General features: G+C 35.9%; 10 protein-coding genes and 1 other RNA gene. 6 read left to right on the top strand and 5 right to left on the bottom strand.

Annotated elements, in window-relative coordinates; all coding sequences use genetic code 11:
• Window positions 1-102 precede the first annotated feature (102 nt).
• Window positions 103-1,107, top strand: coding sequence for an LLM class flavin-dependent oxidoreductase (locus HMPREF3177_RS00870; RefSeq protein WP_070456363.1), 1,005 nt, complete (start codon window positions 103-105; stop codon window positions 1,105-1,107).
• Window positions 1,108-1,306: 199 nt separating this feature from the next.
• Window positions 1,307-2,986, top strand: coding sequence for an ABC1 kinase family protein (locus HMPREF3177_RS00865; protein WP_070456361.1), 1,680 nt, complete (start codon window positions 1,307-1,309; stop codon window positions 2,984-2,986).
• A gap of 25 nt (window positions 2,987-3,011) precedes the next feature.
• On the opposite strand, the gene HMPREF3177_RS00860 is transcribed toward HMPREF3177_RS00865, so the two are convergent.
• A complete protein-coding gene (locus HMPREF3177_RS00860) occupies window positions 3,012-3,425 on the bottom strand; it encodes an RrF2 family transcriptional regulator (RefSeq protein WP_068128195.1) in 414 nt (137 codons plus the stop codon).
• 70 nt (window positions 3,426-3,495) lie between these two features.
• Here HMPREF3177_RS00860 and HMPREF3177_RS00855 point away from each other — a divergent pair, with 70 nt between their 5' ends.
• A complete protein-coding gene (locus HMPREF3177_RS00855; protein ID WP_068128193.1) occupies window positions 3,496-4,761 on the top strand; it encodes a replication-associated recombination protein A in 1,266 nt (421 codons plus the stop codon).
• Between the two features lie 762 nt (window positions 4,762-5,523).
• Here HMPREF3177_RS00855 and ssrS read toward each other — a convergent pair.
• Both ssrS and HMPREF3177_RS00845 read right to left on the bottom strand, forming a co-directional pair.
• A non-coding RNA gene (gene ssrS, locus HMPREF3177_RS00850) (6S RNA) lies at window positions 5,524-5,712 on the bottom strand.
• Window positions 5,713-5,763: 51 nt separating this feature from the next.
• The gene (locus HMPREF3177_RS00845; protein WP_083286809.1) at window positions 5,764-6,468 is read right to left on the bottom strand and encodes a Crp/Fnr family transcriptional regulator; all 705 of its coding nucleotides are present in this window, start codon (window positions 6,466-6,468) and stop codon (window positions 5,764-5,766) included.
• A 203-nt stretch (window positions 6,469-6,671) separates the two neighbouring features.
• On the opposite strand from HMPREF3177_RS00845, the gene HMPREF3177_RS00840 reads away from it, so the two are divergent.
• The 3 genes from HMPREF3177_RS00840 to HMPREF3177_RS00830 are packed head-to-tail and all read left to right on the top strand — an operon-like array spanning window position 6,672 to window position 9,040.
• Entirely contained in the window at window positions 6,672-6,851 is a 180-nt protein-coding gene (locus HMPREF3177_RS00840) for a cytochrome c oxidase subunit 2A (protein ID WP_068128192.1), read from the top strand.
• Between the two features lie 18 nt (window positions 6,852-6,869).
• Window positions 6,870-7,352, top strand: a complete 483-nt coding sequence (locus tag HMPREF3177_RS00835; protein WP_068128190.1) for a cupredoxin domain-containing protein — start codon at window positions 6,870-6,872, stop codon at window positions 7,350-7,352.
• Window positions 7,352-9,040, top strand: a complete 1,689-nt coding sequence (locus HMPREF3177_RS00830; protein WP_070456359.1) for a b(o/a)3-type cytochrome-c oxidase subunit 1 — start codon at window positions 7,352-7,354, stop codon at window positions 9,038-9,040. Before HMPREF3177_RS00835 ends, HMPREF3177_RS00830 begins: the two co-directional genes overlap by 1 nt.
• Before the next feature lie 45 nt (window positions 9,041-9,085).
• Here HMPREF3177_RS00830 and aspS read toward each other — a convergent pair whose 3' ends face one another.
• Window positions 9,086-10,843, bottom strand: a complete 1,758-nt coding sequence (gene aspS / locus HMPREF3177_RS00825) for an aspartate--tRNA ligase (RefSeq protein WP_070456357.1) — start codon at window positions 10,841-10,843, stop codon at window positions 9,086-9,088.
• Window positions 10,843-12,099 carry a histidine--tRNA ligase gene (gene hisS, locus HMPREF3177_RS00820; RefSeq protein ID WP_070456355.1) on the bottom strand — a complete coding sequence of 419 codons (1,257 nt, stop codon included), beginning with the start codon at window positions 12,097-12,099 and terminating at the stop codon, window positions 10,843-10,845. Before hisS ends, aspS begins: the two co-directional genes overlap by 1 nt.
• Window positions 12,100-12,347: the final 248 nt, after the last annotated feature.

The following is a 12,347-nucleotide window of genomic DNA, read 5'->3' as shown; positions in this document are numbered from 1 at the left end:
CATTTTTAACGTTATAAATATAGTCGACTGCTCTGAGTCGTTTCTTTAGATAAATTACGACAAGTCTTGTAAGTTATAGAGTATATAAAAAGGAGAGATTTAATGAGTAAACAAGTAAATATATCAGTATTAAACTTAGTCTATGTGCGTGAAGGATACGATTCAAAAGACGCATTTATACGTATGCGTCTCTTAGCAGAAGCATTAGATGATTCTAGTTATAAACGTTACTGGATCAGTGAACATCATAATATGAAATCTATCGCATCTAGTGCGACAAGACAACTCATTCAGTACACGTTACAACATACTAAAAGAATTCGCGTCGGAAGTGGCGGCGTCATGTTACCAAATCATACACCGTATATTGTCGCTGAAGAATTCGGTACAATGTACGAATTATTTGGAGACCGTTTAGATATTGGTCTCGGCAGAGCACCTGGAACAGATCAAGTAACTCTAAACGCGATTCGTCGTGGTAACCATCAAGGTATCTTTGACTTTGAAGAAGAAATTCGTGAGTTACAATTCTTTTTATCTGATAAAGAGTCGCAAGTCATCGCGAATCCAGGTTTAAACACCAATATCCCGTTATATGTGTTAGGAAGTTCAACTGATTCAGCGTACATCGCTGCACGTTTAGGACTACCATATGCTTTTGCTGCACACTTTGCACCAGCAATGATGGAAGAAGCATTTGAAATATATGAACGCAACTTCACTCCGAGTGAGCAACTAAAAGAACCATATAAAATGGCGTGCTTAAACGTCGTCGTTCAAGACACACAAGAAGAAGCAGAATACGTCGTAACGAGTCATTATCAAAATGTTTATGGAATGATTACACATCACCGTGGTCCGATGAAACAACCTGTCACAAACATGGACAAAATTTGGTCAATGCAGCATAAAGAAATCATACACAATCAATTCCCAGTTCAAATACTTGGCGATAAAGAGCAAGCACTTAAAGACCTAGAAGCATTTCAAAACAAATTCGACGTCGACGAAATCATCGCATCCACTGCGATTTATGATACAGACGCTTTTATAAAGAGTTATCAATTATTTGAAGACGTCGTTATAGAGTATAATAAAAAGCAATAAGACTATCTTATTGCTTTCTTTTTGATAAAATATAGTAAATTAAACCACTAAAAAATATGACTTGAATAATTAATATAGGTGCAATTAAAAATAATAGTTCACGCAAAGTTTTCACCTTTTCTTATAGTAATTATTGATAACTCTTATTTTAGCACTATTATAGCGTTTCATCATCTCGTTTTAGATTGGAAGGATCTTTATGATACGTAATCAATTTAAATATATTAACCGTTTTAGAGAAATTGCCGTCTTATTTTCTAAAAGTGGACTTGGGTTTATTATCGAAGAAAGTGGCTTAGATAAGTTACTCTCTTTACCGAGTCGATTATTTAATAAAAGCCAAAAACAAGAAGAAGATAAAACAATCGCAGAGCGTATTCGATTATTTCTAGAAGAAGCAGGACCTGCATACGTTAAACTCGGCCAAATTGCAAGCACACGTGGTGATATATTACCGGAGGCATTCATTAAAGAATTAGAAAAACTTCAAAGTAATGTACCTCCATTTTCTAGCGAAACTGCAAGAGATTTAATCGAACAAGAATTAGATATTAAAATCGAAGACACATTTTTAATATTTGAAGATGAACCACTCGGTTCAGCGTCGATTGGACAAGTTCACCGCGCAGTGTTAAAAACTGGTGAAGTCGTTGCGATTAAAGTTCAACGACCAAACATTGAAAGAAATATTCGTATCGATTTAGAAATACTTAAAACAATCGCACAAGTTGCTGAAAAGAACTTTAAGTGGGCGAAACAATATCAAGTTACAGATATTGTCGATGAGTTATCTACTGCAATTATTCAAGAAATGGATTATACGTTAGAAGCGAGAAACATTAATCGTATTGAACGTCAGTTTAAAAATTCAGAGGACGTCAAATTCCCACACGTCTATCAAATGTTATCAAACAAAACGATTTTGACGATGGAATATTTTGAAGGTATTTCAATTCGTAAAGTCGATGAACTTTCGAAAAAAGGCTTTGATCGTTATCAACTCGCAGATACATTTGCGCGAACAATTTTTACACAAATATTTGAACACGGATTTTTCCATGCGGATATTCACCCAGGGAACATCATCGTCTTAAACGATGGTACGCTTGGGTTTATCGACTTTGGTATGGTCGGGAAACTCACAGATAACGTCAAGCAAAACTTCGGAAGCCTACTTATTGGTTTAATGCAAAAAAACTCTAAAAAAGTTGTACGTTCAATTATACAAATGGGCGTTGTACCAGATGACGTAAATATAGATGACTTATACGAAGAAGCAGAGCTTATGCAAGATAAGTATTATGATATTCCGCTGAAAGATTTAGAATTTGGAGATGCAGTTAGAGACTTATTTACAATTACAAATAAATACCATATCCATTTACCAAAAGACTTTACATTACTTGCTAAAACGTTAATTACGTTAGAAGGTAACATTGAAATTTTATATAAAGACTACAGCATATTATCTGTCGCTGAACCGTTTGGTAAAAAGTTATTACTTCAAAGATTAAACCCTAAACGCGTTGCGGAAGATAAGTTTGAAGACTGGATTTTGTTAACAGATATCGTTGAAGATTCTGTAACAAACATCCATCAATTTACGAAAGGTTTAAGTACGAGACGATTGCCGATCAGTCTAGAACTTAAGGAAGAAAAAAGTATCGGAAGACATTTAGACCGAACGATTAATAGAATTTCTTTTTCAATCGTCTTAATGTCACTCTCTATATTAATGGCCGGAATCATTGTCGGATCTTCACTACTTGGTCAAGGGTCGATACTCTACAAATTCCCGGTGATAGAACTCGGTACGATACTCGCAATTGCGATGTTCTCTTGGCTAATATTTACGATATTTAAAAGTGGACGAATGTGAAAACACCTCCCAAATTGGGAGGTGTTTAAATATAGAACATATAATCATCAAACTCGTCTGATTGATTCTCAAGATCATGTAACGTCGTATGACGCAGCACGGCGTGTGACGCATCTCGTATTCTTTTCCATAAGAATCTCTCGTTTTTTGTGTCTTTATCGTCTAACTCTATTGCGATTATATTTTCACCGACAGCTTGGAATACGTCGAGCACTGTAATTTCATCTGGCGGATAATTTAACTCATAACCACCGTACGCTCCGCGCGTACTTTTTACTAAATCTGCTTTTTTTAGACACGCGACGATTTGTTCTAAATATAAGTCGCTTATTCCTCTTTCAGTCGCGACAGATTTCACTGAACGCTTTTTAACTCCATATTCAGATGCGAGGACGTTCATAAAATATAATCCGTAGCGCCCTTTAGTTGATATCTTCACGTCATCACCTCTTAGTCATATCTCTTATGTTATGATTATAATTATAACGAAAAAGTTGGTGAAAAATCTAATGTCAAATGAACCATTAAGTTTTCGCATGCGACCAAAAACGATCGATGAAGTACTTGGCCAAGAACATCTCGTCGGAGAAAAAGGAATTATCAGACGAATGGTAAATGCTAAAAGACTACAATCGATGATTTTTTACGGTCCCCCAGGTATAGGTAAAACGAGTATTGCGAACGCATTAGCTGGCAGTACTAAATATAAATTTAGAACGTTAAACGCGGTGTCTAGCTCTAAAAAGGATATGGAACAAATTGTTTTTGAAGCAGACATGAGTGGTAGCGTAATTTTAATGCTCGATGAGATCCACCGACTCGATAAAGGAAAACAAGACTTTTTACTCCCTCATCTAGAAAGCGGAAAAATCGTTTTAATCGGTGCGACGACGTCAAATCCGTACCACGTCATTAATCCTGCAATTCGCTCTAGAACACAAATTTTTGAACTACATCCATTAACAGATGAGGATGTTAAAACTGGACTCACGCGCGCTTTAAATGATAAGGAGCGTGGCCTTGGTAATTTAAATGTAACCGTAGATGATGATGCTTTAGAGCACTTTATCCATGCAGCAAATGGTGATATTAGAAGTGCATTAAACGGCCTAGAACTTGCAGTATTAAGTGATACAAATAAAGAGATTCACGTTACACTTGAAGACGCGAGAGATACGATGCAACATAGTCAATTCTTGCACGATAAAGACGGCGATCAACACTACGACGTAATGAGTGCTTTTCAAAAATCAATACGCGGTAGTGATGTCGATGCGGCACTTCATTATTTAGGACGATTAATAGAAGCAGGAGACCTCGTTACAATTGCAAGACGATTACTCGTCATTAGTTATGAAGATATCGGGCTAAGTAACCCGCAACTACCAAGCCGCACACTAGACGCGATCATCGCAGCAGAACGACTTGGATTCCCGGAAGCGAGAATACCTCTCGCACAAGCAGTTATAGATTTAGCACTCTCTCCAAAATCAAATACAGCAATCAAAAGTATCGACAGTGCTTTATCAGATATACGAAAAGGACATATCGGCGTCATACCAGACCATTTAAAAGACGGTCATTATAAAGGTGCAAAAGAACTCGGTCGTGCAATCGGATATAAATATCCGCATAACTACGATAACCACGTCGTAAAACAGCAATATTTACCAGATAGTTTAAAATCAAAACAATACTTTAAAGATACGGGATCATCCAAATATGAAAGTTATTTAAATGAAACGTACGAGAAATTAAAACCGTTCGTAAAATAAAAATAAGGCGAGTATCCAATTGGATACTCGCCTTTTATATGTACTCGATGTTTTAATTTTACGCAAAACGCTTTTACGTCAACGACTATCTCATTAATTTAACGATTAGAGCAATTGTGTTAACGAAACCGCAACCTCTTTTACATAAATCCGATTTATGTCAAAAGATTAAAAATAATTTTACGTAGACGACTTTTACGTTAAATCATATCCTATTATTTAAACAGAACGAAAATTAAAACCGTTCATAAAATGAAAACGAGGCGATTATCACCCAGATACTCGCATTTTTATCGTCTCGAACATCTTAATTTTACGCAAATCGCTTTTACGTCAACGACTATCTCATTAATTTAACGATTAGAGCAATTGTGTTAACGAAACCGCAACCTCTTTTACATAAATCCGATTTATATCAAAAGATTAAAAACAATTTTACGTAGACGACTTTTACGTTAAATCATCCTCAGTTATTTAAACAAAAAACGAGTACCACCCAGATACTCGCCTTTTAGATTAAGATATTATTGTTAATTTATTTTTAGTTGTTTTCGTTTTTTTAGTAAATCACATGATTTCGATGCGTTTTTAGCATTTAATTTTTGCTTTCTTTTCGTAATTATCTGACTGACAGATACCATCAAATCACGCAACCTTTCACGTTTATTTTTTTACTTTACTATAGTAACATACTTTAAAAATTTTTAAAGAATTTTATCTGAATTTTTTCAAAAAAAAGACAGTTACAAAGTAACTGTCTTTAAAACATCCGATAGCGTCGTGTGTTTTTGCCAGATGATTTGGCCTGCTTTGTGCAGGTGGGTGCCCTGCCAAATACTCATGAAGTCCCGTTAAATCCGGGCGTTCCAATTATATTCGGACGCCAAGCTCCCGATTTTATAGGTGTTAGGTCAAAATAAAACCGGCACATCACGAACGCATCAGATGTTTTACTTGTTATTATAATAGCATATACTGTGTATTCATGCAAAGAAATTGTATTTAATGAATCTGACATAAGTTAATATCGCAGTTTTCACAGTTAATAATTTTTCTTAATCGCTTAATATCTTTAATCGTAATAATCTTACGATTTACGTCAATGATACCCTCTTTTGTTAATTCTTTTAAATATCGATTCACGACTTCTCGGGATGTACTAGCGAGCATCGCGAGTTCTTGGTTTGTTAGCTTCGTGTCAATCACAATACCACTCTTCGTCTCTACACCAAACGAGTTAGATAATCGAACAAGGACGCTAGCAAGTGCACCGAGTTTTCCATATGAAAGTAAATCTCTTAGTTTAGAAGAGTGTCTTTGTCTTTCAATTTCAAGCCAACGCATCCATTCTATCGTATATGAATTATCTGAAAGTATTTTTTGTTCAAAAATCGAGCGTTCAATACGATATAGACATACTTCAGTTTTCGATTTAGCAAACGTAGAATGACGCTTTGGTCCGCAAAATAAAGTGAGCGCTCCAAACAAACAATCTTCTTTTAAGTAATGGATTGCATTTTCTGATCCATCATCTTGCATTCTTAAAACAAATACTTCCCCAGTTTCAATTACATATATATGTTCTGTTGGATCTCCAGAGTGATAAATAAATTCGTTTTTCTTTAATTTTAATTCATTACCATTTTGCTTTATGTATTTAAGGATAAGTTCAGGTTTAAATAATTGAGAATTCGAGATAGTAATCACTTCCCTTTAAACAAAATTCTATCATATTTTGTGACTTTTATCACTTTTTACAGCATATATTGTGAACGTTTTCAATAAAAACATCACAAATATCTATGAAATTGTTACGAAAATATGTCAAAGTGTGACTTTTATCACTTTTTTAAAAAGGTAAATACACTACAATAAAGTTATAAGAATTCGGAATTGGAAGGTGAATAACTATGGCTGATAAAAAAGTCGTACATCAAAATGATGACAAAGATATTGTAAAAAACGAAAATGTCACTGAAGATGTACATAATTTAGATTTACGAGGCACGTTTTTCTTTACGATGGCACTCGGCGCACTAATGTTAGTTTCTTGGCTAGGTGTATTCTGGTTATTTATGGAAAGAATGTAAAAAGGAAAGGTGAAATAAATGCATAAGTACGAAAAGATATGGTTAAGCTTTGGAACTGGTTCATTAATCTTATTCCTTGTTATTTTAGGAATTTCAGCAGTTCACCAAGGTCACTCACCTGCAGCATCAGGTATTGAAACAATTAACCCTGATCACGTGAGAGACGATGCAAGATTTAAAGAACCAGGTTTATATGAGTCACAAGAAGAAGGATTCGATTATGACTTATACATGGTCGCAAGCATGTTTAGATATGAACCTGCTGAAGTCGAAATCCCGAAAGGTTCTAGAGTTCGTGTAATGGTAACAACTCCAGATGTGATTCACGGTTTAGAAGTAGCAAAGACAAATATTAACATGATGGTAGAGCCGGGGTTAATCTCTAAATATCATGCAACTTTCAATAAAGAAGGCGAATTTTTAGTTGTATGTAACGAATATTGTGGGACTGGCCATACGGACATGACATCAATCATTAAAGTTGTCGGGAGTGAAGAATAATGGCGAAGTCTTATAAAAACACAACTCAAAATGAATTATACAAAGCTGACACAGTCATTAATAGAAAAGACGCAAAATTAGTTCTTGCGAACTTCTTATGGGTAATTTTTGCACTCGTAGTTGGTGGATTCGCAGGAGCATTACAAACATTTGTCCGTTCAGGATATTTTGAATTACCGTTTAATATTGGATACTACCAAATCTTAACGTTACACGGTGTTATTCTTGCATTAGTTCTTACATTCTTCTTTATTGTAGGATTCCAAACTGCTGTTGTTTCAAGAGCAATGGGTAGTTTAACTGACGGAGAAAGAAAGTCAGGTTGGATCGGATTTTGGTTAATGTCGATTGGTACGTTAATGGCAGCAGCAATGATCGCGACTAACCAAGCATCAGTTCTATATACATTTTATGCACCACTTCAAGCACATGGTATCTTCTATGTTGGTTTAACACTCGTTATCGTAGGTACATGGTTTGCAACAGGTGCTCAAACAAAACGTTACTTTAGATGGAAAAAAGAAAACCCAGGTCAAAAAACACCTGCGATTGCATACTTCGCTGTGATTAACAACGTCATGTGGTACGTATGTAACATCGGTATCGCAACATCAGCGTTAACTCAACTTATCCCTTGGTCATTCGGATTAATCGATACAGTTAACGTTAAACTTACACGTACGTTATTCTGGTACTTCGGACACGCACTCGTATACTTCTGGTTATTACCAGCATATATGGTTTGGTACTCAGTATTACCTAAAATTATCGGAGTTAAAGGATTCTCAGATAAACTTGCACGTTTAAGTTTCGTATTATTCCTATTCTTCTCAATTCCAGTTGGTATTCACCACCAATTAGTTGAACCAGGAATCGATGCATTCTGGAAAGGACTTCAAGTTGTATTAACGTTCATGGTTATCGTACCATCACTTATTACAGCATTTAGTTTATTTGCATCATTTGAAACTTATGGACGTAAACAAGGTGCAACAGGTTTATTCGATTGGTTTAAGAAATTACCTTGGAACGACTCAAGATTCGTATTACAGTTTGTCGGTATGTTATTCTTCGTACCTGGTGGTATCGGTGGTATCATCAACGCATCTGGTCAAATGAACCAGGTCGTTCACAACACGATGTGGGTCGTTGGACACTTCCACATTACAGTTGGTACACCAGTTGTATTAACTTACTTTGCAGCAATGATGTTCTTACTTCCGCACTTAGTCGGTGGTAGAATGACTAAACTTACAAACTCACTTGGTTTATGGTTAGCATACACGTGGGCATTAGGTATGGGTATTATGTCATTTGCAATGCACATGGCAGGTATCAAAGGTGCCCCTCGTCGTTCAACATTCTCTGAATACGGTGGGCATGAAGTAGCTCAAGAGTGGATCAGTTATCAGTTACTACAAGCAATTGGTGGTTCATTCTTACTCATCGCTATTATCATCGCATTCTTCGCATTCTTCTTATCACTTAGAACACCGAAGACAGATGTTGTCGAAGAATTCCCTATCGCTCGATTTATGGACGATGGAGATGCACCACTTAAATGGGTTGAAAACTGGAGATTATTAATCATCATTACGATTTTCTTAGTCGTAATTGCATACACAGTTCCAATCTCACAAATCTTTACAGAAAACATTCCAGGATCACCAGGATTTAAAGCTTGGTAATCAAATACAAAAATAAGCTTAGCAAATTGCTAAGCTTATTTTTTATTACTTACCTTCTGGTTTAATTTGAAGATGTAATTCGTTTAATTGTCTGTTTGAAACAAACGATGGTGAATCCATCATTAAGTCTTGTGCACTACTTGTTTTAGGGAATGCAATAACGTCACGGATATTATCTGTTTTTGTTAATAACATAACGAGACGGTCTAATCCGTATGCTAAACCACCATGTGGTGGTGCTCCATATTTAAATGCTTCGATTAAGAAACCAAACTGATCATGCATTTCTTTTTCAGAGAAACCAAGTGCTTTGAACATTTTCTCTTGAAGTTCAGGATTAGAAATACGTATTGACCCTCCACCGAGTTCATAACCGTTTAATACGATGTCATAAGCATTTGCTTTTACTTTTTCTGGTGTTGTTTCTAGAAGCTCGATATCTTCTTCTTTTGGTGACGTAAACGGATGGTGTGCTGCAACAAAGCGCTCTTCCTCTTCATCGTATTCAAATAATGGCCAATCTGTAATCCATACGAAGTTGTATTTATCTTCGTCGATTAACTCTAACTCTTTACCAAGTTTATTTCTTAAGTTACCTAGACTTGCATTTACAACAGATGCTTTATCTGCGCCGAAAAATACGAGGTCATTGTCTTCAACGCTTAATAGTTCTTTTAATTCTGCTTGTTTTTCATCGTCAAAGAATTTAGCGATTGGACCTGAGAATGCTTCGTCGTTATATTTTAACCAAGCAAGTCCTTTAGCACCGTATAATTTTACATACTCTTCAAGTGCCTCAATATCTTTTCTAGAGTATTTGTCTGCATTGTTTTTAACTACGATTGCTTTAACGATTCCACCGTTTTCAACTGTAGATTTAAACACTTTAAAGTCAACGTTTTTACTGAATTCGCTAAGTTCTACGAGTTCCATATCAAAACGTGTATCTGGCTTATCTACACCGTAACGTAACATCGCATCATCATATGTCATACGTGCAAATGGTGTTTCAATGTCTAAACCTTTGACTGTCTTAAATACGTGCTTTAATAAACGTTCGTTTAGGTCGATCATATCTTCGACGTCAGTGAATGATTTTTCGATATCCACTTGAGTAAACTCTGGTTGACGATCACGACGTAAGTCCTCATCACGGAAACATTTTACGATTTGATAATATCTTTCAAAACCACTTAACATAAGTAGTTGCTTATAAATTTGTGGTGACTGTGGTAATGCATAAAATTCACCGTGGTGAATACGTGACGGTACTAAATAGTCACGTGCACCTTCTGGTGTTGATTTAGATAAAAACGGTGTTTCAACATCTACGAAAAATTCGTCATTTAAAAATTCACGAATTGCTGCAGTAGTTTTATGGCGTGTTCTTAATGTTTCTTGTAAACGTTGACGTTTTAAATCGACGTAACGATATTTTAGTCTGACGTCTTCACTTACGTCTTCATCTTCAATTTGGAATGGTGGAGTTTGCGCTTTAGATAACACTTTAAGTGTATTTGCAACGACTTCTAACTCACCTGTTTTAATGTTTTCGTTCACTGTCGACGGGTCACGTTTAACGACTTCACCAGTTACTTCGATGACGTACTCTGAGCGTAGTGTGTCTGCAATTTCTGTTGCTTCTTGATTGTCTTGATTAAAAACAACTTGTACGACGCCTGAAGCATCTCTTAAGTCGATAAAGATTAACCCACCTAAGTCACGACGGCGTTGTACCCAGCCTTTTAATGTTACAGTTTCGTTTAATTGTTCTAACGTTTCTAATACGAGTGTTCTACTCATTATTTAATAGCCTCCCCTAAGTTTTCAATTGAAGTTTCCACTTCTTCTCCTGTTGCCATATGTTTTAATTTGACTTGACCAGTTTCAAGTTCATTATCACCTAATACAATTGTATAAGTCGCACCTTTACGGTCTGCATCTCTAAACTGAGCTCCGACACCACGAGCTTTATAATCCATATCGACAGTCAATTTATTTTTTCTTAACCGTGATAATAACACGCTCGCATAGTCTCTTGCTTCTTCCCCTATCGTCACAACATATAAATCTAGCGTGTGAGGGTTTTTAATCTCTATACCTTCTGCTTCAAGTGCAAGTAGCAATCGTTCAATAGATAAAGCAAATCCGATACCTGTTTCTTTCGGACCGTCTAACATTTCTACTAAACCGTTATATCGACCACCACCTGCGAGCGTAGTAATCGAACCAAAACCATCTGAAGTACTCATTAATTCAAATGCAGTATGTGTGTAATAGTCGAGTCCACGAACTAAATTCGGATCTTCGACGTATTTAATACCGATTTTGTCGAGTTGAGATTTTACTTTTTCGTAATACGACAGTGATTCTTCATTTAAGTAATCAGTGATTTTTGGTGCTGTCGCCATTAACGGGTGATTTTTATCTTTTTTACAGTCTAATATTCTCATTGGATTTGAATCGATTCGTGACTGACAGTCAGAACAAAACTCATCAATACTCGGTCTAAAATGTTCTTGAAGTGCTTTTTGATACTCTTTACGACTATCAAAGTCACCAATTGAGTTAATGTGTAACTCTAAATCTTTTAAACCAAATGACTCGTAAAACGCCATCAGCATGCTTAAAATTTCAACATCGATTAACGGATCTTCAACACCGATCGCTTCTACACCGAACTGAACGAACTGTCTGTAACGCCCTTTTTGTTGACGTTCGTATCTGAACATCGGCTGATTGTAGAAGACTTTAATCGGTTGATTGGGGTCGCCGTACATTTTGTTTTCAATATAACTACGTACGACCGGTGCTGTACCTTCAGGACGAAGTGTCATACTTCTATCGCCTTTATCTTTAAACGTGTACATTTCTTTATTGACGATATCTGTCGTATCCCCAACAGCTCTTACGAATAAATCCGTACTTTCAAAAATTGGCGTTCTAATTTCTTGATAATTGTACTTTTCACAAACGTCTTTAAGTGTGTCTTCAATAAACTGCCACTTATAAGAATCTTTCGGTAAAATATCTTGCGTACCGCGTGGTATTTGTATCATAGATTTCCCTCCATAAAAATATCCCTTATACCGCTTATGGTATAAGGGACGAATATATCGTGGTGCCACCCTAATTTAGTAATGGTTTACTCTTCATTAAAAATTATTTTATTAATATATAGAAGTGTCTGTAACATTTTAAAATGCGTCACTCTCACCAAACATGACGTCTCTGCTCGCTCATTTTTAAACGTACTTCTTCTATAATTAGATTATATAAATTATAAATTAATGTCGTACTTATAGTC

This window comes from Nosocomiicoccus sp. HMSC09A07 (assembly GCF_001808485.1).
Taxonomy (GTDB): Bacteria; Bacillota; Bacilli; order Staphylococcales; family Salinicoccaceae; genus Nosocomiicoccus; species Nosocomiicoccus ampullae_A.
The sequence above is the reverse complement of the archived record's forward strand: the minus strand, read 5'-3'. Positions and strand labels throughout refer to the sequence as shown.

Bases quoted from the DNA above. Each gene is read 5' to 3' on its own strand.
- HMPREF3177_RS00870 (WP_070456363.1), top strand. From the start codon at position 103: ATGAGTAAACAAGTAAATATATCAGTATTAAACTTAGTCTATGTGCGT.
- HMPREF3177_RS00865 (WP_070456361.1), top strand. From the start codon at position 1,307: ATGATACGTAATCAATTTAAATATATTAACCGTTTTAGAGAAATTGCC.
- HMPREF3177_RS00855 (WP_068128193.1), top strand. From the start codon at position 3,496: ATGTCAAATGAACCATTAAGTTTTCGCATGCGACCAAAAACGATCGAT.
- HMPREF3177_RS00840 (WP_068128192.1), top strand. From the start codon at position 6,672: ATGGCTGATAAAAAAGTCGTACATCAAAATGATGACAAAGATATTGTA.
- HMPREF3177_RS00835 (WP_068128190.1), top strand. From the start codon at position 6,870: ATGCATAAGTACGAAAAGATATGGTTAAGCTTTGGAACTGGTTCATTA.
- HMPREF3177_RS00830 (WP_070456359.1), top strand. From the start codon at position 7,352: ATGGCGAAGTCTTATAAAAACACAACTCAAAATGAATTATACAAAGCT.
- aspS (WP_070456357.1), bottom strand. From the start codon at position 10,843: ATGAGTAGAACACTCGTATTAGAAACGTTAGAACAATTAAACGAAACT.
- hisS (WP_070456355.1), bottom strand. From the start codon at position 12,099: ATGATACAAATACCACGCGGTACGCAAGATATTTTACCGAAAGATTCT.